The sequence below is a fragment of the uncultured Pseudomonas sp. genome, from assembly GCF_913777995.1.
Lineage (GTDB): Bacteria > Pseudomonadota > Gammaproteobacteria > Pseudomonadales > Pseudomonadaceae > Aquipseudomonas.
The window spans coordinates 25,156-44,124 of sequence record NZ_CAJYVE010000004.1; the positions used below are offsets into that span (position 1 = coordinate 25,156).

The window sequence follows — 18,969 nt, forward strand, 5'->3', positions numbered from 1 at the left end:
TTGGCCGAGCCGTCCTCGGGCAGCCTGCCGTACTGGCGGCTGTCCGGCTTCTACCTGTTCTATTTCGCGTTGCTCGGCGCCTCGGCGCCGTTCCTGGCGCTCTATCTGCATTACCTGGGGTTCCCCAGCGCGCGCATTGGCGAGTTGCTGGCCATTCCCATGCTGATGCGCTGCATCGCTCCCAATCTGTGGGGCTGGCTGGGCGACCGCACCGGCCAGCGGCTGGTCATCGTGCGCGCTGGCGCAGCCTGTACCCTGCTGGCCTTTTCGCTGATCCTGGTGGACAAGAGCTACCTCTGGCTGGCCATGGTCATGGCCTTGCACGCGTTCTTCTGGCACGCGATTCTGCCGCAGTTCGAGGTCATCACCCTGGCACACCTGAAGGATCAGCCCTGGCGCTACAGCCAGGTGCGTCTTTGGGGCTCGGTGGGCTTCATGCTCGCCGTCGTGGTGCTGGGGCTGGCCCTGGAGTGGTTCAGCCTGGCGCTCTATCCGTGGATCGTCATGACGATCATGGCCGGTATCGCGCTGGCCAGTTGGCAGGTGCCCAATGCCCAGCCCGCCGTCGATGCCGAGACACATGGCGCCAGCGGTTTCCTGGCTCAGTTGCTGCGCCCAGGCGTGCTGGCGTTCTATGGCAGCGTGGCCCTGATGCAGCTCAGCCACGGGCCTTACTACACCTTCCTGACTCTGCACCTCGAAGCCCTCGGCTACAGCCGCGGAATGATCGGCTTACTCTGGGCGCTGGGCGTGGTCGCCGAAGTGTTGATGTTCATGGCCATGGGGCGGATCCTGCAGCGTTTTGCGGTACGCCAGGTCCTGATGCTCAGTTTCCTGTTCGCCGCGCTGCGTTGGCTGCTGCTGGGCCAGTGGGCCGACCATCTGCTGGTGCTGCTGCCGGTGCAACTGTTGCACGCCGCCACCTTCGGCAGTTTTCACGCCGCGGCGGTTCATTTCGTGCGCCACAGCTTCGGCGCGCGCCAGCAGGGCCAGGGCCAGGCGTTCTATGCGGCGCTGTCGGGCATCGGTGGGGCGCTGGGTGCGCTGTATTCCGGCTATGCCTGGACCAGTCTGGGGCCTGCCTGGACCTTCGCCATCGCCAGCCTGGCGGCACTGGGTGCCAGCCTGCTGATCCTATATCTACCGCGCCGGGCCGTCTGATGGTCGCCGGCAACCCGTGTTTCGTTTCGAGCCGGCGGCGACGCCTTCGCTGTGCCGGCCAAGGAGTCCTTCGATGAGCAGCCTGTTCGTTTACTCACTGTCCAGCCCCGAGGTCCCCCTGAAGGTCCTCAACCACCTTGAGGACATCGCCGCGACCCTGGCCGGGCAGGGCATCGGTTTTGCCCGGCGCACGGTGCAGGGGCGGGTGGCGCCGGGTGAACTGGACGCCGCTGCCCAGGCCCAGTTGCAGGCCGCTTGTGCCGAATACGGTCTGAGCGTTCGCCAGGTGGTCAGCCAGGACGGGCCGCAAGATCCACTCCCGGCTGGCTGGACCGAAGAACATCGCACGGGCACCGACGAACTGCGTTGGTTCCTGGCCGGGCGGGCCATGGTCTATCTGCGCCAGGGTGATTGCGTGCAGGTACTGGTCTGCGAAAAGCATGACCTGCTCCAGCTGCCGGCCGGCACCGCGCACTGGGTCGATAGCGGCGACAACCCTTGCCTGGTTGTGGCCAGGCTGGCTGCCGCGGCCGATGAGCAGCCCGACCAGGCCACCGGTGACGACATCGCCCGGCGTTTCCCGCGCCTGGATTACTGAACCCGTCACTGCCCTGGGCCGGGTGTGTTTCCGCCTGTGCCGGCCGCGTTAGCCGCAATACAGGTCAGCAGGCGTGATCCGGGCCGGTCCCTTTCAGGGTGTCTTGGTCTTTGCAGTAAACGTCGGGCGAGTCCGAGCTTCGGGTAGGACTTGCGTCGTCTGAAAGTCAGCAAGTGCTGATTGTTCACCTGGGGGATAAACGGCTTTTCGCTTCATGTAAGTTCGCCGGCTGGATCAACCCGTGTCGTCCGCGCCGCCTTGCAGCGGCGTGACGCCGTGCCAGGACCCGCCGCACGATCATGAACTTACTCGTAAGACAGATGCTGAGCAGTATCGCCGAACCGGATGGCCGTCTGGCCATCGAAAACGCCTTGCACTGGCTGTGTCAGGAGTGCCACTGCACGCTGGCGCTGTTCTATCAGTTCAAGGGACCCCTGTTGCTGACCTGTGTGGGGGCCAACCTGCCGCCCGCCCAGGCGGACTTCTTCCTCAAGGATTACCCGTTGGCCGATGACCCCGTGGTGCGTCATTGTCGCAACCAGCTCGGCTTCGTCGACTGGCGCGACGCACTGCGGCTGTACCCGGCGCCCCCGCATTATCTGCAGGCGTTGCGCCGAGCCGGGCTGCTGCCTGCGCAGTCCTACGGTTACGCCAGTCATTGCTCGGCCAGTACCGGGGTCATCTCGGTGTGCACGCTGGGCGGTTTGCAACGCCATCTGGATAACGAAGACAAGTACCTGGTCAGCAGCCTGGTACCGGTGCTGCATCTGGTCGGGCGGGGTGTGCCGCTGCGCTCCCAGGCGCTCAGCGAGCGCGAACTGGAGATTCTGCGCTGGGCGCGGGAGGGCAAGACCAACCATGAGATTTCACGTATCCGGGCGGTTTCCGAGTCGACGGTGAAGTATCACTTCAAGGCCATCTACGGCAAGTTGGGAGTGGCCAACCGCGCCCAGGCGGTGGGCGAGGCGTTGTGCCGCGGACTCATTCACTGAGCGGGGGCATTACGCACGGGCAAAAAAAACCGCAGCGCCAAGGCTGCGGTACAAACGAGGGTGTGGAAATGCAGTGGGCGGCGCCGAATGGCGCCATCGACTCAGCGGCTGTGATAGGTCGGCAGGTCGAAACGGTGCTGGCTTTGCAGCATCGAAATGGCTGGCAGCTCGCTGGCTTGTGCGGCGAGGTCGCGACGGATGGCACTGATGACCCATTCCAGTTGCACGGGGGTATGAAGCTGAGCGTAAGACACGCAGCGACGAGTCTCCTTGCCTTGCTGGTCACGCAGGGTCAGCAGCACGCCGCCGTCTGGGCGAGCCTGGGTGGTGACCTGATAGTCGGAGAAGACCGAGGCGAATTTTTCCTGAATGAAAGTCATGTCTGGCAGCTCCATTAGTCCAAGCAATGGGAAAACGTTCTGACCTAATGGATTGCAGTGTCTGTGCCAGACTTGATAAATAATTAAATCCTTTAAAATCAATGACTTAAAAAACCAGTTCAAATCGTGCGTCGTGCAATTTGCATGAATGCCCGTCGGGCATCCTGCATTTTGCCGGTCGTCCCACAACCGCGAAAGGCCGGTAGAGTTCCGCAATCTTCTCTATCAATCTGATAGACGCGACGGTTTTGACGCAGAACGAACCGCCGGTAAGACTGGCGGTCATCTGTTGCAAGACATAGATGCCGGATTCGCCACAAGGAGCGCCACATGACCGATGCACACCCCAACGCCGCCCAGGTAATGACCGATGAAGAAGCCGCCGAGTTCGCTGAGCAGGTCTTCGATGTCGCTCGCCAGGGTGATGCCCTGATGCTCGAGCGCCTGCTGGAGAAGGGCCTGCCGGTCAACCTGCGCAATCACAAGGGCGACACGCTGCTGATGCTGGCCAGTTATCACGGGCATCTGCCAGCGGTGCAGGTGCTGCTGCGTCATAAGGCTGACCCCGAGATTCGTAACGACAACGGCCAGAGCCCGATCGCCGGCGCAGCCTTCAAGGGCGACCTAGCGGTGGTCAAAGCGTTGATCGAGGCCGGTGCCAGCGTGGAGGGGGCCTCGGCCGATGGACGCACTGCGTTGATGATGGCGGCGATGTTCAATCGCACGGCGATTGTTGACTATCTGCTGGCGCAAGGCGCCGACCCACTGGCGCGTGATGCGCGTGGCGTGACCGCGCTGGGTGCTGCGCAGGCCATGGGCGCTCCGGAGACAGCCGAGCAACTGGCCCGCTTCGGCTGACCCTGGCGATGGAGGCGGGCGGGTTTTCCCGTTATCCTGCGCGCCTCTTTTCGCCGGCCGAGGATCCCCCATGAAAGCTTCACTGCTCGAACTCATCAGCAAGATCAGCTCCGGCTGCATGAGCGAGCCGGATATCGAGCGCATTGCCGACGAAGCCGCGCAGGCCTACGCCGACCCGGCGGGTTTCCTGGCGGCCAATCCCGACATCAACTACGACGACAGCTTTCCGATCCCCCTGGGTGAGTGGGTGGTGGTGGGCAGCCTGCCGGACACCGTGTTGTTCCAGGCCGACAGCTACATGGACCTGTTCGCGCAGATCGTCGCCTCGTTCGGGCCCAGCGTGCCGTTCAACATCAAGCCCAAGCAACTGGCCAAGACCGAGCCGCTGACCGCCCTGAATCGCATCCAGATCCAGCTCGGCAGCATGAACAAGGAGATGGGCGGCTATGTACTGATGGACTTCAGCCAGCCGCTGGATGACGAACTGCAGGCGGTGCTGGTGTACGGCTGTGACGAACAGCGGGTGCTGGAGCTGGCCGCCGAGGTCGGTATTCATGCCGCCCCGGCGCTCAAGGCGCGCCAAGGCGAGGCCTGATCCGTCAGCCCAGCGCGGTATCGAGGAACATCATCACCGCAAAGCCGCCCATCAGGCCCAGGGTGGCCGAGGTCTGGTGACCATTGCGGTGGGTTTCCGGAATCACCTCGTGGGACACCACGAACAGCATCGCTCCGGCAGCCAGGCCCAGGCTCAGCGGGTAGGCGATGGCAAAACCGCTGGAAATGCCCAGCCCGACCACCGAGCCCAGGGGCTCCATCAGGCCCGAACCGACCGCGACCAGCATCGCCTTAAGCGGCGACAGCCCGGTGGCACGCAGGGCAAGGGCCACTGCCAGGCCTTCAGGAATGTCCTGGATGGCGATGGCACTGGTCAGCGGCAAGCCGACGTTCATGTCGCCACCGGCGAAACTGACGCCGATGGCCATGCCCTCGGGCAGGTTGTGCAGGGTGATGGCCAGCACGAACAGCCAGACCCGGTTGATGCGCTCGGATTCCGGTCCCTGGCGTCCGACGCTCTCGTGTTCGTGGGGGGTGAACTTGTCCAGGCCGAGCATCAGCAGCACGCCAAGGCCCAGGCCGGTGACCACCGTAGCCGCCGCCAGCGGCCCGGTGCCGGTGATCTCCCGCGCGGCATCCAGCCCCGGCAGGATCAGCGAAAAGGAACTGGCGGCGAGCATCATGCCTGCTGCGAAACCGAGCATGATGTCCTGGGTGCGCTGGCTGATGTCGCGCAGTACCACGGCCATGACCGCGCCCAGCGCGGTGGCCAGGAAACCGGCACTGCCGCCCAGCAGCGCGTGGTCGAGGTTGGCCTGGTTGGCGCCATTGAAGGCGTTGTAGAGACTGGCGACGCCCAGGCCCAGTACGATCAGGATGGCCAGCAGGAAACCCAGGCTGAGCAGGGGAGCGGCCTGGACCTGTGCGGACCAGGTCGAGCGCAGCGAGCGCAGTGGAGCAGGGGCGGGCATGGCAGTGACCTCTTGTGAAACGATGCAGTTCTGGTTTGCGAGCGTTGCGGCGAGCGCTTGGTTCAATGGAAACCTTTCATCGCCGGCAGGTTCTGTAGTGGAACGCTCCTGGCCCGATATACCGGACAGGGGTCTGCCACAGCCTTACCACCTTTGTTCGGGGAGTACCATCATGGGATCGACTTTCAACAGCCTCATCGGCCTGATCATTCTGGCCCTGGATATCTGGGCCATCCTGCACGTGCTCAAGAGCAGCGCCGAGGTGGGCATCAAAATTCTCTGGGTACTGCTCATCGCCCTGTTGCCGGTGCTTGGCCTGATCATCTGGGCGTTGGCCGGACCGCGTGGCAACCTGCGCGTCTGACCGTCGCTCGCCGGTTTCTCGTACAAAACCTAAGCAATTGTGTTCCCACATAATTTTCACATTGCCTGGATCATCATGCGCGGCGATCATCGGCCGCCGTCTTCCTGAAGTCGGCGGTTCCCCTGCGGACCTGCGGTACGCGCATTCGTGATCCTCACGTGTGCGTCCCGTCACGCCGCCAGGGCCTTCCACTACAACCTCGAATCCTGCGGACCTCCTATCCATGGCCAAAACGGACGCCTCTCGGCACGCCTTGTCCCGCCTGCCTGAACCCACGCTCAAGCATCACCTGCTCTATACCCTGCTCAGCGGCCTGGCCCTGATGGTGATGTACACCCTGCTGCGTATCGGCCTGCTGGTGTACAACCGCGAGATGATCGGCGACACGCCGATGTCCACCTTTCTCGAAGCGCTGGCCAATGGCATGCGCTTCGACCTGCGCTTGACCGTCTACCTGCTGATTCCGCTGTTCTTCGCGGTGTTCAGCCTGCGTGCCATGCGTGCGCGAGGGGTGTTCCGTTTCTGGCTGACCCTGGTCGGCAGCCTCACGCTGTTCTTCGGCCTGATGGAGATGGACTTCTACCGTGAGTTCCACCAGCGCCTCAACGGTCTGGTCTTCCAGTACGTCAAGGAAGACCCCAAGACTGTGCTGAGCATGCTCTGGTATGGCTTCCCGGTGGTGCGTTACCTGCTGGCCTGGGCGCTGGTGACCTGGCTGCTGAGCCTGGTGTTCAAGGGTTTCGATCGTCTTGCCCGGCCGCGTCAGGCGCTGGCGTCGAGCGTCGGCGCCTCGGCCGGAGCACCCTGGTACCTGCGTGCCGGGGTGTTCGTGGTGATCCTGCTGGTCGCTGTGGTCGCTGCGCGTGGCACCCTGCGCCAAGGTCCGCCATTGCGTTGGGGTGATGCCTACACCACCGAGTCGAATTTCGCCAACCAGCTGGGCCTGAACGGCACCCTGACGCTGATCGCCGCCGCCAAGAGTCGCATGTCCGAGGACCGTGACAATATCTGGAAGGCCACCCTGCCACAGGACCAGGCCCAGCAGACCGTTCGCGACATGCTGCTGACCGCCAACGACAAGCTGGTCGAGGCCGACAAGGCCGCGATTCGCCGTGACTTCACCCCGCCGGCGCAGAACACTCTGCCGATCCGCAACGTGGTGGTCATCCTGCTGGAAAGCTTTGCCGGCCATTCGGTGGGTGCGCTGGGCAGCGATGCCAAGATCACCCCGTATTTCGACAAGCTGGCCGAGGAGGGGCTGCTGTTCGACCACTTCTTCTCCAACGGCACCCACACCCACCAGGGCATGTTCGCCACCATGGCCTGCTTCCCCAACCTGCCGGGCTTCGAATACCTGATGCAGACCCCGGAAGGCAGCCACAAGCTGTCCGGCCTGCCGCAGTTGCTGAGCACCGGGCGTAACTACGACGACGTGTACGTCTACAACGGCGATTTCGCCTGGGACAACCAGTCCGGGTTCTTCAGCAACCAGGGCATGACCAACTTCGTTGGCCGCAACGACTTCGTCAACCCGGTGTTCTCGGACCCCACCTGGGGCGTCTCCGACCAGGACATGTTCGACCGTGGCGCGCAGGAGCTGAAGGCCCGTCAGGGTCAGGGCAAGCCGTTCTACGCCCTGTTGCAGAGCCTGTCCAACCACACGCCTTACGCGCTGCCCAAGGACCTGCCGGTGGAGCGGGTCACCGGCCACGGCTCGCTGGATGAGCACCTGACCGCGATGCGCTATTCCGACTGGGCGCTGGGGCAGTTCTTCGAGAAGGCCAAGAAGGAGCCTTACTACAAGGAAACCCTGTTCGTGGTGCTGGGCGACCATGGCTTCGGCAACAATCGCCAGCTCACCGAAATGGATCTGGGGCGTTTCAACGTTCCGCTGCTGATGATCGCCCCCGGCATCCAGGAGAAGTTCGGCAAGCGCAGCAGCGTCGTCGGCACCCAGGTCGACGTGGTGCCGACCATCATGGGCCGCCTGGGCGGCGAAACCCGTCACCAGTGCTGGGGTCGCGACCTGCTGAACCTGCCTGAGGGCGACAAGGGCTTCGGCGTGATCAAGCCGTCCGGCAGCGAGCAGGTGGTCGGCATCCTCAGTGGCAATCGCATCCTCATCGAGCCGGTGGACATGCCGGCCAAGGTGCTGGAGTACCAGCTCGGGGCCCAGCCTTCGGCCGAGGTCATTCCGGATGCACCGGAGACCGACGAGCTCAAGCGTCGCCTGGATAGCTTCATCCAGACCGCGACCAAGAGCCTGTTGGACAACACCGCCGGGGTGGAAGCCAGCAAGAACTGACACCCGCCCCTGACCCCCGCAGGTCGCTGCCAGCCCCGGCAGCCGCCCTGTGGGGTACTTGCGCCCAGCCCCGGTCGTGACCTTTCAGCCCATCTCGCCCGACACATCGGCGCCGCCTGGCATGCAGGTATTGCCAATCGCGTCCCACTCGGCAACATCCGTCGAAAATCCTCTGAACGAACCCGCTGCTGTACCGGTCAAGATCACGTAAGCCGATTGTCTGGCTGTTTTGCGGAGGTTTTGATGAAACAGTGGGCCGTTTCGTATCTGGATAAGGATGGCGTGCAACAACGCCTGACGATGGATTCGTTGCAGCAGCCGACGCATGAGGAGGTTGCCCGCCTGTTGCGCCCGAAGCTGTACCCGCTGGCGACGGAACTGGACCTGAACGATCTGGAAGGACGCAGCGTAGAGCCGACGGTCAAGACGCTGAAGGACTACAACAGTGTCCAGATCATTTCCATTACTGAGGTCTCCGGTTGACGTACCGTCTGGCGGTCCGGAGATCGCGGAGCTAATCTGCACTTCAGGTCCGTGAGGGCCTGTCCCTGTCGGTAGCGCGTCTGCTGCGGGCCGCTACCGCCCAGCTCCATGCTTGATCGCCTTGCCGTATCCGGGCGCGAGCTCTGTTCGGCGGGCATTGAAACTCTATCTATCGTTGCATAGGAGGACGTTTCATGAGCACAGCCAATCACGAAGACATCAGCAGCCACGTACTGCGCTGCATGAAAGAGGGCGGATTCGATTTCGCCCGTATCCATCCCATCGAGTTCTACGCGGTATTTCCGGATGAGCGAAGGGCCAGGCAGGCTGCCCGGCAGTTTCGCGGCGAGTCGCTCAACGCCCAGGTCAATGAGCGGGAGGATGGCGCCTGGCACCTGCAGGTCAGCAAAGTGATGTATGCCACTTACCACGGCATCGGTGATTTCGAGCAGGACCTGCAGGCGGCCATTTCGCCGCTGGATGGCGAGGTCGAAGGTTGGGGCGTCAAGCATGAGATCCGTCGCCTGAACTGAACCTCCCAGGCAATACCGCAGCCGTGAAGGCCCGAGCGCAAATCACTCCGCTCGGGCCTTCGTTGTTTCATGGCGGTGCAAGGGCTGCACTCCGGTTCCGGCGGGGCAAAAAAAAACCACTGCGAGCAGTGGCTTAAACGGGAAGATTGTCAGTGATTCGTTGCACCACCGTGCTGCCGGGACTTCGCGGTGGCTGCGAGAGGAATTGTGGCTAATTGCTGGCTCCATGAATAATCAATGCTCTCTATATGGCCTATAGTTTTTAGCCGCGGCTGCCTGAGAATGAGGCGTGGGGTGTGAAATTGTGCGTCTGATTGCACGGAAATGGTGCCAGGTAACACTTTCGAATATTCAAGTATTTGAAAAATAACGGTTTATGCCAGTGGCACGGGCTTTGCGATGGCCTTTGTGTCCAGGGTGACAAGGAGTTCGGCATGACCCGTAACTTTTACGATGAGATGTATGACGCGGGCGGGTTGGTCCGTCCGCATTACCGGGAGTTCGCCCGGTGGCTGGAAAATGCCCCTCCTGAACTGCTGGCCCAGCGCCGGCGCGAGGCCGATCTGCTGTTTCACCGTGCAGGTATCACCTTCACGCTCTATGGGGATGAGCAGGGCACCGAGCGGTTGATCCCCTTCGACACCATTCCGCGCAGCATTCCTGCCAGCGAATGGCAGGTGGTGGAGCGTGGCTGCATCCAGCGCGTCAGGGCGCTGAACATGTTCCTTGCCGACCTGTATCACCAACAGCGCATCATCAAGGCGGGCGTGGTGCCGGCTGACCAGGTATTGGCCAATGACCAGTACCAGCTGGCGATGCAGGGCCTGGATCTGCACCGCGACCTGTACTCGCACATTTCCGGGGTCGACCTGGTGCGTGATGCCGACGGTACCTATTACGTCCTGGAAGACAACCTGCGCACGCCCAGCGGCGTGAGCTACATGCTCGAAGACCGCAAGATGATGATGCGTCTGTTCCCCGAGCTGTTCGCCGCGCAGCGCATCGCACCCATCGACCACTACCCGAACCTGCTGCTCGACACTCTGAAAAGCTCCAGCCCGCTGGATAATCCGCGCGTCGTGGTGCTGACGCCCGGGCGCTTCAACAGTGCGTTCTTCGAACATGCCTTCCTGGCGCGAGAGATGGGCGTGGAGCTGGTGGAAGGGGCAGACCTGTTCGTGCGTGACGAACGGGTCTTCATGCGTACCACTTCAGGGCCGCAACCGGTGGATGTCATCTACCGGCGCCTGGATGACGCGTTCCTCGATCCGCTGGCCTTCAGGCCCGACTCGGTGCTGGGCGTGCCGGGCTTGCTGTCGGCCTACCGCAGCGGCAACGTGGTGCTGGCCAACGCCATCGGCACCGGCGTGGCCGACGACAAGTCCATCTACCCCTACGTCACCGACATGATCCGCTTCTACCTCGACGAGGAGCCGATCCTGATGAACGTGCCGACCTGGCAGTGCCGCAAGCCCGATGAGCTGTCCCACGTGCTGGCCAACCTCAAGGATCTGGTGGTCAAGGAAACCCAGGGCTCCGGTGGCTACGGCATGCTGGTCGGCCCGGCGGCCACCAGTGCCGAGATCGAAGCCTTCCGTGCCCGCCTGATCGCCCGGCCACATGCTTATATCGCCCAACCCACCCTGTCCCTGTCGACCTGTCCGACCTTCGTCGAGAACGGCATCGCCCCGCGACACATCGATCTTCGTCCCTTTGTCCTGTCTGGCCGCGAAACCCGCGTGGTGCCCGGCGGGCTCACCCGGGTGGCCTTGCGTGAAGGCTCGCTGGTGGTGAACTCGTCCCAGGGTGGCGGCACCAAGGACACCTGGGTGGTCGAGGATTAAGGATGCCTGCCTATGTTGAGTAGAACTGCCTCAGATCTGTTCTGGATGTCGCGTTACCTGGAGCGGGCGGAAAACCTCGCCCGCATGCTCGACGTCAGTTATTCCCTGTCGCTCATGCCTCAGGACGGGCGCGGCGACGGGCTGGACGAAATCGCCATGCCGCTGCTGATCACCGGCACACTGGACACCTACAAGGAGCGCCACGGCGCCTTGCACGCCGAACGCATGCTGCATTTCTTCGCCCTCGATGCCAGCAACCCGGCCAGCATCTACAGCTGCCTGGGCGCGGCGCGTGCCTGTGCCCATGCGGTGCGCGGGCGTATCACCGCCGACATGTGGGAGAACATCAACTCCACCTGGCTGGAGATCCGCGGCATTGCCCAGCAGGGCCTGAACCGCTACGGCATGAGCCGTTTCTGCGAGTGGGTCAAGGAGCGCGCGCACCTGTTCCGTGGCGCCACCTACGGCACCATCATGCGGAACGATGCCTTCCGCTTCATTCGCCTGGGGACCTTCATCGAGCGCGCCGACAACACCCTGCGCATGCTCGACGCACGCTATGAAATGCTCGAGTTGCGCGGCTCCCACGTGAAGGCCGCCGCCGACAGCTCGGCCGCTGGCTACTATCAGTGGAGCGCCTTGCTGCGTGCGCTGTCGTGCTTCGAGGCCTATACCGAGCTGTACCGTGAGGCGCCGGGCGCCCGTCACGTGGCCGAGTTGCTGCTGCTGCGTGCCGACACCCCGCGTTCGCTGCTGGCCTGCCTTGAGGAACTCGAAGAAGTGCTTACCAGCCTGCCCGGCGTCAACGGTCGTCCCGCTCAGCGCATGGTCGCCGAGCTGCATGCCCGGCTGCGTTACACCGGCATCGACGAAGTGCTCGAGGCTGGCCTGCATGCCTGGCTGAACGACTTCATTCCCCTGATCGCCGAGCTGGGCGACGCCATTCACACGTCCTATCTGGAGGCCGCATGAGACTCTCGATCAGCCACGAGACCTGCTATCGCTATGAAGCTCAGGTGCGCGCCAGCATCCAGTACCTGCGCCTGACCCCGCACGACAGCGAGCGGCAGAAGATCCTCAGCTGGCAACTGGACCTGCCGCGCGCGGTGCGCGCGCAGATCGACCCCTATGGCAACATCCTGCACGTGCTGACCCTCGACGAGCCCCATGAGTCGATCGTCATCACCGCGCGGGGCCAGGTGGAGATCGATCCCAGCCGCGAAGCCGAGCACGACGACCAGTCACCGTTGCCATTTCTGCGTTACACGCGCTTGACCGAGGCCGACGAAGCCCTGCGGGCGTTCGCCGCCGAACATTGTGCGGGGCGCCGCGACCGGCAGGCACTGAGCGGGTTGATGCAGGCGTTGCACCAGCACATGGTCTACACCCCGGGCGCGACGGAGGTCGATACTCCCGCAGCCCAGGCCTTTGCCGGGCGCACCGGGGTGTGTCAGGACCATACCCATGCGTTTCTGGCCTGTGCCCGCAGCCTGGGCATTGCGGCGCGCTATGTGTCGGGTTACCTGTGCACCCAGGACAGTGAGCACCTGTCCAGCCATGCCTGGGCCGAAGCCTGGCTGGATGACGCCTGGTACAGCTTCGATGTGACCAATCAGCTGGCGGTGCCGGAGCGGCACCTCAAGGTGGCGGTGGGGCTGGATTACCTGGACGCCTGTCCGGTGCGCGGCATGCGCCGTGGCGGTGGCTTCGAGCAGATGCACGCCAAGGTGCTGGTCGAGCCGGCCCCGCCCATGGGCCAGACGCAGCATCAGTGAACAACAGGCCCGGTCGCCAGCAAGGCGGCCCGGGCCTGTCTGCGATCATTCGGCAGGGTCGTCGGTGATGTCATAGAGCGCGTTGTGCAGCTCTTCGTAGTTACCGCCGTTGATCACGCTCAGATAGCCGGCCTTGTTCAGGCGATTCTGGTACTTGTCGGCTTTTTCGTCGGTGCTGGCGAAGATCACGAATACCGTATTGCGGTCAGTGAGCACCTGCTTCATCTGATTGACCAGTCGCACCGGGTCGACCCGCACGGCATTGAGTACGGTGCCGGCGTCGTACTCGATCTGGCTGCGCACGTCCACGGCCAGCCGACCTTCCTTCAGCGCGGCCACAGCCGCGGCCTGGGTCACGTCCCCCGCATGAGCGCTGATGCTCCAGGTCAACACGGCGAGGGCTATCCATCTGTGCATGAGTCTGTCTCCGTTGGTCCTTCCAGACAGGGTGGCACAGACGGTTGCCGACCGACAGGGGTTTGCCGTTTCAGCCGAACAGGCGCGAGAGATTCGGTACGATGAGCACCAGGATGGTTCCGAACAGAATGAGCCCCGCCTGACGAAGTTTCGAATACTTGAACATGGCTGACTGCCTTTTGTTGTTATTCCTGCACAACCCGAAGGGCCGAGAAGCCGAGCTTTTGGCCCACCAGGGGAAGAGTGCTGCCATGGGCAGGTGGGGCGCGTTTTCCTGTCCGCGATCCGCCGGCGCGCTAAGCGATGTTGTTGCGCCCTGCCCGGTGGGAAGCTCCGAAAATCGTTGTTGATCTGCGAATCTGCCCACCCCGGCCCCGAAAGACCATGTAATGACTGATTTAACCTTAGAGCCCGGGTTTCATGAGATTTAGAATGCTTTGATCTTTCGGCTCATGTTTTAAGCTTCAAAAATTATCAAAGATTGTCGGGACCGCAGCCGATGCTTTGGCTAGACGCCTCGCCATTGGCCATACCGTTCGTCTGCTGGGCCGGCTTGTCGCTCGATGGAATCAGGTTGGCAGAAATCCAGCCGCCTGACAGGGCCTGGAAGCGACCCTGTAATACCTGTCGCCGCAACGGGCGTGCGCAATGGCCCTTGCGTTGCCATGGGTATGCGGGCAGGCTGGGCGCGCTGAATCATTTCCCTTTACCGTTTCAGGTTACTTTTCATGTCGTTACGCATCTGCATTCTGGAAACCGACATTCTGCGCCCCGAACTGGTCGACCCCTACCGCGGCTACGGGCACATGTTCGAAGTGCTGTTCTCGGGGCAACCCATCGAGGCGCAGTTCGTCATCCATAACGTCATGCAGGGCGACTACCCGGACGACTCGGAGCGCTTCGATGCCTATCTGGTCACCGGCAGCAAGGCCGACTCGTTTGGCAGTGATCCTTGGATCCAGGTGCTCAAGACCTACCTGCTGGGCCTCTACCAGCGTGGTGAGAAACTGCTGGGCATCTGTTTTGGTCATCAACTGCTGGCCTTGCTGCTGGGCGGCAAGACCGAGCGTGCGACGCAGGGCTGGGGCGTAGGCATTCACCATTACCGGATCGAGCGCTCCGCACCCTGGATGTCACCAGGCCTGGAAACCATGACCCTGTTGATCAGCCATCAGGACCAGGTGACCCGCCTGCCGGAAAACGCCACGGTCATCGCCTCCAGCGATTTCTGCCGTTACGCGGCCTACCACATCGACGACCAGGTGCTGTGCTTCCAAGGGCATCCGGAGTTCATTCACGACTACTCCAAGGCGCTGATGCACATTCGTCAGGAGTCGCTGGGCAAGGAACTCTATGAAAGGGCCCTGTCGGGCCTGGGTCACGACCATCACGGTCGCGTGGTGGGCGAGTGGATGCTGCGTTTCGTGGCGCAATCGGCCTGACGACCCTGCGCCGGGGCTGCCTCAGGCAGCTCGGTAGGAGCGGCTTTAGCTGCAAAATTGCCAGGAAGCTCAGCGCATCTGCTGTGAACATGCGGTCGTTTTGCGGCTAATGCCAATACTGGTCAGTTCCGGCCGTGGGAGCGAGCTTGCTCGCGAAGGCGGCGTCACGTTCACAGCAAACTCAGCGACTTTGCCAGCTTTTCTCGAGCAAGCTCGCTCCCTTCAAAGCCGCAAAGCGTTCTACAGCCAGCCCGAACGCTTGAAGCTGGCAAACAGCCCGGCACAACCGCCGACGATGACCCCCAGCACGATGAAGTAGCCGTAGTGCCAGCTCAGCTCCGGCATGTTCTCGAAGTTCATTCCGTAGATGCCCGCGATGGCCGTGGGGAAGGCCAGGATCGCCGCCCAGGCGGCGAATTTGCGCTGGATGAAACCCTGCCGTGAAGACTCCAGCAAAAGGCCGATCTCGATGGTCTGGCTGGCCAGGTCGCGCAGGTTGGCCAGGTCTTCCATCTGCCGCTTGACGTGGATTTCCACGTCGCGGAAGTACGGCCGCATGTTCTTGTCGATGAACGGGAAGCTGAGCTTCTGTAGTTCTTCACCCACTTCCACCATGGGCGCCAGGTAGCGCCACAGGCGCAGCAGGTCACGACGCAGGCCATGGATGCGCTGGATGTGCGCATCGCTCATGGCGCCGGCCAGCACGCTCTGCTCCAGCTCTTCGAGTTCGCAATGAATGGCCTCGGCCACCGGCTGGTAGTTCTCGGTGACGAAATCCAGCAGTGCATACAGGACGAAGTCCTCGCCGTGCGACAGCAGCAGCGGCCGGGCTTCGCAGCGTTGGCGTACGGCGCTGTAGGACTTGGAATGGCCATTGCGCGACGTGATCACATAGCCCTTGCCGGCGAAGATATGGGTTTCGATGAACACCAGCTTGCCGGCCTCGCGCACCGGTGCATAGGTGACGATGAACAGCGCGTCGCCGAAGGTTTCCAGCTTGGGCCGGCTGTGTACCTCAAGGGCATCCTCGATGGCCAGCTCGTGCAGGTTGAACTGCTTCTTGAGGCTGGCCAGTTCATGCGGGTCGGGCTGTTCCAGGCCGATCCAGACGAAGTGGCCCGGCTTGGCGGCCCAGGCTGCACCTTCTTCAAGGGTGATGTCGCTGACTTTCCTGCCTGCGCTGTAAACCGCTGCTGCAACTACTCGGCCCATGTCGGTATCGCTTCTTTCGCAAGGATGCTGGAGAGGAGGCGGCGCGGGGCGTGGCCGCACGCCGGTTGTTCAGAGTATGGCTGGGGCCAGGAGTTCGTTTCAGGCCAGATGCTGGCGGTCCTGCTCGATGGCGGCGTCCAGGGTTTCGAGGAAGGCGCGGCGGGCCTTGAGCTTGGTCTGCCGATGGGCATTCATGTTGAGCTTCTTGAGGTTGCCGGCCACCTGGCGAGCGGTCTCCAGCAACTGCTCCGCGGCCACGACCTGATCGAGGAAGCCGGCGTCCCGCGCCGCTTCCGGGCTGAACATCTCGGCGTTGATCACCGCACGGTGGAAGGCTGACTTGCGCAGTCGGTCGCGGGCCAGCTCGATGCCCGCATGGTGCATGGTCATGCCGATCTGCACTTCGTTGAGGCCGATCTGGAAGGGGCCGGCGGCACCGATGCGGTAGTCCGCCGACAGCAGCAGGAAGGCGCCCTTGGCCACCGCATGACCGGGACAGGCAACGATGACCGGGAAGGGGTGCGACAACAGGCGGCGGGCCAGGGTCGAACCCTGGGCAACCAGGGCGATGGCGGCCTCGGGGCCGGCGGTCATCACCTTGAGGTCGTAGCCGCCGGAGAGGATGCCCGGCTGGCCGGTGAGGATCACTACGGCTCGGTCTTTCTCGGCCTGATCCAGCGCGGCATTGAGCGCGTCGATCAGCGCCGGTGAGATGGCGTTGACCTTGCCGTTGCTGAGGGTCAGCGTGGCGATACCGTCGTCGAACTGATAGGAGAGCAGGTCACTCATGGAACGGTTCCTTCTGGGCGTGATGGGCAGACGTTACGCATACCCCGCGCGCAGGTAAAGAACTGACTCACGGGTCACCGAAGGCCCGGTCGGCCACGCCTGCAGCCGCGGGTCACAGCTGGATATCGTTGAACGAGCAATATTCTTCCCAGTCCATGCCCAGTGCTTCGGCAACCTGTCGGTGCGCCTCCAGGCGCATGGCCTGACGTTGCTCGGGAGACTCGGCGATCAGTTCGATGGCCAGTTCCCAGGGCTCGATACCCTGTTCCTCGGCGGCGTCCTCGAAGGCCCATTGCACCTGCTGCGCCTGCTCGCGTTCGCTCAGCGCGGCGATTTCATCCTTGAGGGTCGGGTGGTCGGCGAGGTAGCGGGCCAGGGCGGCTTGTTGCCAGTCGTTGAGGTTCATTCCAGGCGTCCTTCGGCTATTGGCTGGGCAAAGGCGCCATTATGGGTTTCGCAGGCTGCCTGGCAAGCCCGGCGGGATCGCCGCACCGGTTGCGGCGGCCCTGCGCAGCGCTTCGGCAAAGGATGACTGGCCGGCCGAGGGATCGAAGCAGCCACTTTCGTAGAAAGGGCTGACGCATTGCGAGGCGACCGTAGGAGGCGGCAGGCGGCTGACCTGCAGCTTCTTGTAGTTCTCGCCTTCGATGACCTTGACGTTGGCCTTGCCAGGAATCTGCAGGTTCTTGATCGCCCGCTGGTAGACCTCTTGGATGTGCTCGCGCGGGATATCCGGCGTCGCCAATGGCGGGCCGCCGCGCTGCACGGTGGTTTCGCCCTTGCCGGGTTCGCAGGGGACCGCGGCGAAGCTCACATGACCTTCGGCAGAGGTGCATTTGTAGATATCGGCGCAGGCGGGCAGGGCGGTGGCCAGCAGGCAGATGGCCAGAAACGAATGACGTGACATGAATTCCCTCCGTGGATGGCGCAAGGCTAGCACTGGGCGCAAGTGCCAGACAACGGCCTACCGTTCGTCCATCCGGGGTGCACCTTCATGACCCGGGCGGCTCACAGTCTTACAACGCCCATCATGTTGCGGAGGTTGCATGTCTGCTCGAACCCCTGATACCCACAAGCCTGACGACCTGGATTTCGATCATGAGTCGCCAGACCTCGAAGACCCGCAGGTCGACCCGCCGGCACCTGCCGATGCGCCGAACGATCGCCAGCCCAAGGACGACTATCCGCCCTACGACACGCCAGAACGCTGAGGGTCAGGGGTTGGCCTGCAGGTACTCCAGCAGGTCTTCCATGCGCTGGTCATTGCCCAGCCACCAGAGTTTCATGCGCGTATCGGGCACCATGCCGCTGGGGTCCTTGACGAAACGGGCGATGTTCTCACGGGTCCAGACGATCCCGGAGTTAAGCATCGCCTCGGTGTACTTGTAGTCGTCGGTGTGCCCCGCCTGGCGGCCAATGACGCCATTGAGCTGGGGGCCGAACGCCGCCCGTGCATAGGGGCCGATCTTGTGGCAGCCCGAGCACAGTTTGGTGAATACCGCCTTGCCGGCTTCGGCATCGCCGGCAGCCTGGGCAAGGCCCACAGGCAACAGCATCAGCAGGATGAGTAAGCAATTCTTGATCATGGCATCCGGACAGCCCTTGGCATCAGGCCGAGGATGCTACCCCAGGCGCAGCACCAGGAAAACTTCGGTGATGCCGCTTACTTGCGCATGACCGGGTGGCCGAGAGGCGTTGCGGATCGCCAGTGCTTACCGTCCTTGTTCATCGTCCATGGGTTGAAGAACGCTCGCTCCGGCAGGGGTTCGCTGAACGGGCGACAGCCCAGGCGCTGACGCTCGGCACGGCGCCAGGCTCGATGCCAGTGGGCCTTGTCCCAGGCTTCGGAAGTCGCAGAGGTGATGGGAAAGATCGGCGTGTGGCGCAGGCTTCGGCTCATGGCGGTTTCCAGGTGCTGGAGCGCGCCAGTCGCGCACTCGCCCCGAACCAAGCGGAGCCGCACAGGTTAACAAAGCGCCTGCCGCCCGGCCACGCCAGCGCGACCTGCGGCGATCAGAGGTCTTTCTTGACTTCTTTGTCGACATGCTTGTCGGCCTTGTGACGCTCGTCATCGGCGTGCCTGGCACCTTTGTCCACTTCGCTGGCATCGTGCTTCACGCCCTTGTCGACTTCCTTGGCGTCATGATCCGCGCCCTTGTCCAGCTCGCGGTTATCGTGGCGTACGCCTTTTTCCAGTTCGTTTTCGGCAATGGCCACCGAGGGCAGCGCGGCGGCCAATACGAACACCGCCAGCAGGGATATGACCGATCTGCGCATGATCTACTCCTTG

24 protein-coding genes are annotated in these 18,969 nt (G+C 63.0%); 14 read left to right on the plus strand and 10 right to left on the minus strand.

Annotation, left to right across the window (positions count from 1 at the left end):
• The 3 genes from QZ497_RS00635 to QZ497_RS00645 all read left to right on the plus strand — a co-directional run bounded on the left by QZ497_RS00635 (position 1) and on the right by QZ497_RS00645 (position 2,751).
• Positions 1-1,161, plus strand: coding sequence for an MFS transporter (locus QZ497_RS00635; protein ID WP_295470082.1), 1,161 nt, complete (start codon positions 1-3; stop codon positions 1,159-1,161).
• A 73-nt stretch (positions 1,162-1,234) separates the two neighbouring features.
• Positions 1,235-1,759: an acireductone dioxygenase gene (locus tag QZ497_RS00640; protein WP_295470085.1), complete on the plus strand. Its 525-nt coding sequence runs from the start codon at positions 1,235-1,237 to the stop codon at positions 1,757-1,759.
• A 299-nt stretch (positions 1,760-2,058) separates the two neighbouring features.
• Positions 2,059-2,751: a LuxR family transcriptional regulator gene (locus QZ497_RS00645; protein ID WP_295470087.1), complete on the plus strand. Its 693-nt coding sequence runs from the start codon at positions 2,059-2,061 to the stop codon at positions 2,749-2,751.
• Positions 2,752-2,852: 101 nt separating this feature from the next.
• On the opposite strand, the gene QZ497_RS00650 is transcribed toward QZ497_RS00645, so the two are convergent.
• The gene (locus QZ497_RS00650; RefSeq protein WP_295470090.1) at positions 2,853-3,131 is read right to left on the minus strand and encodes a DUF3509 domain-containing protein; all 279 of its coding nucleotides are present in this window, start codon (positions 3,129-3,131) and stop codon (positions 2,853-2,855) included.
• A gap of 330 nt (positions 3,132-3,461) precedes the next feature.
• Between QZ497_RS00650 and QZ497_RS00655 the strand changes: the two genes are divergently transcribed.
• Positions 3,462-3,989, plus strand: coding sequence for an ankyrin repeat domain-containing protein (locus QZ497_RS00655; protein WP_295470093.1), 528 nt, complete (start codon positions 3,462-3,464; stop codon positions 3,987-3,989).
• Positions 3,990-4,059: 70 nt separating this feature from the next.
• Positions 4,060-4,584, plus strand: coding sequence for a hypothetical protein (locus QZ497_RS00660; RefSeq protein ID WP_295470096.1), 525 nt, complete (start codon positions 4,060-4,062; stop codon positions 4,582-4,584).
• A gap of 4 nt (positions 4,585-4,588) precedes the next feature.
• On the opposite strand, the gene QZ497_RS00665 is transcribed toward QZ497_RS00660, so the two are convergent.
• Entirely contained in the window at positions 4,589-5,515 is a 927-nt protein-coding gene (locus QZ497_RS00665) for a ZIP family metal transporter (RefSeq protein ID WP_295470098.1), read from the minus strand.
• A gap of 172 nt (positions 5,516-5,687) precedes the next feature.
• On the opposite strand from QZ497_RS00665, the gene QZ497_RS00670 reads away from it, so the two are divergent.
• The 7 genes from QZ497_RS00670 (at position 5,688) to QZ497_RS00700 (ending at position 12,819) form a co-directional block, all read left to right on the plus strand.
• Complete coding sequence (locus QZ497_RS00670) at positions 5,688-5,879, plus strand: PLD nuclease N-terminal domain-containing protein (RefSeq protein ID WP_295470101.1); 192 nt, start codon at positions 5,688-5,690, stop codon at positions 5,877-5,879.
• Positions 5,880-6,102: 223 nt separating this feature from the next.
• The gene (locus tag QZ497_RS00675; RefSeq protein WP_295470104.1) at positions 6,103-8,184 is read left to right on the plus strand and encodes an LTA synthase family protein; all 2,082 of its coding nucleotides are present in this window, start codon (positions 6,103-6,105) and stop codon (positions 8,182-8,184) included.
• A gap of 243 nt (positions 8,185-8,427) precedes the next feature.
• Positions 8,428-8,667, plus strand: a complete 240-nt coding sequence (locus tag QZ497_RS00680) for a hypothetical protein (RefSeq protein ID WP_295470107.1) — start codon at positions 8,428-8,430, stop codon at positions 8,665-8,667.
• 194 nt (positions 8,668-8,861) lie between these two features.
• Positions 8,862-9,200, plus strand: coding sequence for a ribonuclease E inhibitor RraB (locus QZ497_RS00685; RefSeq protein ID WP_295470109.1), 339 nt, complete (start codon positions 8,862-8,864; stop codon positions 9,198-9,200).
• Between the two features lie 434 nt (positions 9,201-9,634).
• Positions 9,635-11,044: a circularly permuted type 2 ATP-grasp protein gene (locus QZ497_RS00690; RefSeq protein ID WP_295470111.1), complete on the plus strand. Its 1,410-nt coding sequence runs from the start codon at positions 9,635-9,637 to the stop codon at positions 11,042-11,044.
• 12 nt (positions 11,045-11,056) lie between these two features.
• A complete protein-coding gene (locus tag QZ497_RS00695; protein ID WP_295470113.1) occupies positions 11,057-12,016 on the plus strand; it encodes an alpha-E domain-containing protein in 960 nt (319 codons plus the stop codon).
• A complete protein-coding gene (locus QZ497_RS00700; protein ID WP_295470115.1) occupies positions 12,013-12,819 on the plus strand; it encodes a transglutaminase family protein in 807 nt (268 codons plus the stop codon). The genes QZ497_RS00695 and QZ497_RS00700 overlap by 4 nt, the downstream gene beginning before the upstream one ends.
• A 45-nt stretch (positions 12,820-12,864) precedes the next feature.
• Here QZ497_RS00700 and QZ497_RS00705 read toward each other — a convergent pair whose 3' ends face one another.
• Positions 12,865-13,236: a rhodanese-like domain-containing protein gene (locus QZ497_RS00705; RefSeq protein WP_295470118.1), complete on the minus strand. Its 372-nt coding sequence runs from the start codon at positions 13,234-13,236 to the stop codon at positions 12,865-12,867.
• 728 nt (positions 13,237-13,964) lie between these two features.
• Between QZ497_RS00705 and QZ497_RS00710 the strand changes: the two genes are divergently transcribed.
• The gene (locus QZ497_RS00710; RefSeq protein WP_295470120.1) at positions 13,965-14,678 is read left to right on the plus strand and encodes an amidotransferase; all 714 of its coding nucleotides are present in this window, start codon (positions 13,965-13,967) and stop codon (positions 14,676-14,678) included.
• 240 nt (positions 14,679-14,918) lie between these two features.
• On the opposite strand, the gene QZ497_RS00715 is transcribed toward QZ497_RS00710, so the two are convergent.
• From QZ497_RS00715 to QZ497_RS00730, 4 genes are all read right to left on the minus strand, one after another.
• Entirely contained in the window at positions 14,919-15,890 is a 972-nt protein-coding gene (locus tag QZ497_RS00715) for a magnesium and cobalt transport protein CorA (protein ID WP_295470122.1), read from the minus strand.
• Between the two features lie 99 nt (positions 15,891-15,989).
• Entirely contained in the window at positions 15,990-16,679 is a 690-nt protein-coding gene (locus QZ497_RS00720) for a crotonase/enoyl-CoA hydratase family protein (RefSeq protein ID WP_295470124.1), read from the minus strand.
• Between the two features lie 112 nt (positions 16,680-16,791).
• Positions 16,792-17,085 carry a DUF6388 family protein gene (locus QZ497_RS00725; protein WP_295470126.1) on the minus strand — a complete coding sequence of 98 codons (294 nt, stop codon included), beginning with the start codon at positions 17,083-17,085 and terminating at the stop codon, positions 16,792-16,794.
• 39 nt (positions 17,086-17,124) lie between these two features.
• Complete coding sequence (locus tag QZ497_RS00730) at positions 17,125-17,586, minus strand: DUF4124 domain-containing protein (RefSeq protein ID WP_295470128.1); 462 nt, start codon at positions 17,584-17,586, stop codon at positions 17,125-17,127.
• Between the two features lie 139 nt (positions 17,587-17,725).
• On the opposite strand from QZ497_RS00730, the gene QZ497_RS00735 reads away from it, so the two are divergent.
• The gene (locus tag QZ497_RS00735; protein WP_295470130.1) at positions 17,726-17,890 is read left to right on the plus strand and encodes a DUF6021 family protein; all 165 of its coding nucleotides are present in this window, start codon (positions 17,726-17,728) and stop codon (positions 17,888-17,890) included.
• 3 nt (positions 17,891-17,893) lie between these two features.
• Here the strand turns inward: QZ497_RS00735 and QZ497_RS00740 are convergent, their stop codons facing one another.
• From QZ497_RS00740 to QZ497_RS00750, 3 genes are all read right to left on the minus strand, one after another.
• Positions 17,894-18,265 (minus strand): c-type cytochrome, encoded by a 372-nt coding sequence (locus QZ497_RS00740; protein ID WP_295470132.1) that lies wholly within the window; start codon positions 18,263-18,265, stop codon positions 17,894-17,896.
• A 77-nt stretch (positions 18,266-18,342) separates the two neighbouring features.
• On the minus strand, positions 18,343-18,579 hold the full coding sequence (locus tag QZ497_RS00745; protein ID WP_295470134.1) for a hypothetical protein: 237 nt from the start codon (positions 18,577-18,579) through the stop codon (positions 18,343-18,345).
• 113 nt (positions 18,580-18,692) lie between these two features.
• Positions 18,693-18,956, minus strand: coding sequence for a hypothetical protein (locus QZ497_RS00750; protein WP_295470136.1), 264 nt, complete (start codon positions 18,954-18,956; stop codon positions 18,693-18,695).
• Positions 18,957-18,969: the final 13 nt, after the last annotated feature.

Excerpts from the sequence above, each read along its gene's own strand:
- QZ497_RS00700 (WP_295470115.1), top strand. The coding sequence starts at position 12,013 with ATGAGACTCTCGATCAGCCACGAGACCTGCTATCGCTATGAAGCTCAG.
- QZ497_RS00710 (WP_295470120.1), top strand. The coding sequence starts at position 13,965 with ATGTCGTTACGCATCTGCATTCTGGAAACCGACATTCTGCGCCCCGAA.
- QZ497_RS00695 (WP_295470113.1), top strand. The coding sequence starts at position 11,057 with ATGTTGAGTAGAACTGCCTCAGATCTGTTCTGGATGTCGCGTTACCTG.
- QZ497_RS00640 (WP_295470085.1), top strand. The coding sequence starts at position 1,235 with ATGAGCAGCCTGTTCGTTTACTCACTGTCCAGCCCCGAGGTCCCCCTG.
- QZ497_RS00730 (WP_295470128.1), bottom strand. The coding sequence starts at position 17,586 with ATGTCACGTCATTCGTTTCTGGCCATCTGCCTGCTGGCCACCGCCCTG.
- QZ497_RS00645 (WP_295470087.1), top strand. The coding sequence starts at position 2,059 with ATGAACTTACTCGTAAGACAGATGCTGAGCAGTATCGCCGAACCGGAT.
- QZ497_RS00750 (WP_295470136.1), bottom strand. The coding sequence starts at position 18,956 with ATGCGCAGATCGGTCATATCCCTGCTGGCGGTGTTCGTATTGGCCGCC.
- QZ497_RS00715 (WP_295470122.1), bottom strand. The coding sequence starts at position 15,890 with ATGGGCCGAGTAGTTGCAGCAGCGGTTTACAGCGCAGGCAGGAAAGTC.
- QZ497_RS00725 (WP_295470126.1), bottom strand. The coding sequence starts at position 17,085 with ATGAACCTCAACGACTGGCAACAAGCCGCCCTGGCCCGCTACCTCGCC.
- QZ497_RS00670 (WP_295470101.1), top strand. The coding sequence starts at position 5,688 with ATGGGATCGACTTTCAACAGCCTCATCGGCCTGATCATTCTGGCCCTG.
- QZ497_RS00745 (WP_295470134.1), bottom strand. The coding sequence starts at position 18,579 with ATGAGCCGAAGCCTGCGCCACACGCCGATCTTTCCCATCACCTCTGCG.
- QZ497_RS00705 (WP_295470118.1), bottom strand. The coding sequence starts at position 13,236 with ATGCACAGATGGATAGCCCTCGCCGTGTTGACCTGGAGCATCAGCGCT.
- QZ497_RS00655 (WP_295470093.1), top strand. The coding sequence starts at position 3,462 with ATGACCGATGCACACCCCAACGCCGCCCAGGTAATGACCGATGAAGAA.
- QZ497_RS00735 (WP_295470130.1), top strand. The coding sequence starts at position 17,726 with ATGTCTGCTCGAACCCCTGATACCCACAAGCCTGACGACCTGGATTTC.
- QZ497_RS00665 (WP_295470098.1), bottom strand. The coding sequence starts at position 5,515 with ATGCCCGCCCCTGCTCCACTGCGCTCGCTGCGCTCGACCTGGTCCGCA.
- QZ497_RS00650 (WP_295470090.1), bottom strand. The coding sequence starts at position 3,131 with ATGACTTTCATTCAGGAAAAATTCGCCTCGGTCTTCTCCGACTATCAG.
- QZ497_RS00720 (WP_295470124.1), bottom strand. The coding sequence starts at position 16,679 with ATGAGTGACCTGCTCTCCTATCAGTTCGACGACGGTATCGCCACGCTG.
- QZ497_RS00680 (WP_295470107.1), top strand. The coding sequence starts at position 8,428 with ATGAAACAGTGGGCCGTTTCGTATCTGGATAAGGATGGCGTGCAACAA.
- QZ497_RS00740 (WP_295470132.1), bottom strand. The coding sequence starts at position 18,265 with ATGATCAAGAATTGCTTACTCATCCTGCTGATGCTGTTGCCTGTGGGC.
- QZ497_RS00685 (WP_295470109.1), top strand. The coding sequence starts at position 8,862 with ATGAGCACAGCCAATCACGAAGACATCAGCAGCCACGTACTGCGCTGC.
- QZ497_RS00690 (WP_295470111.1), top strand. The coding sequence starts at position 9,635 with ATGACCCGTAACTTTTACGATGAGATGTATGACGCGGGCGGGTTGGTC.
- QZ497_RS00675 (WP_295470104.1), top strand. The coding sequence starts at position 6,103 with ATGGCCAAAACGGACGCCTCTCGGCACGCCTTGTCCCGCCTGCCTGAA.
- QZ497_RS00660 (WP_295470096.1), top strand. The coding sequence starts at position 4,060 with ATGAAAGCTTCACTGCTCGAACTCATCAGCAAGATCAGCTCCGGCTGC.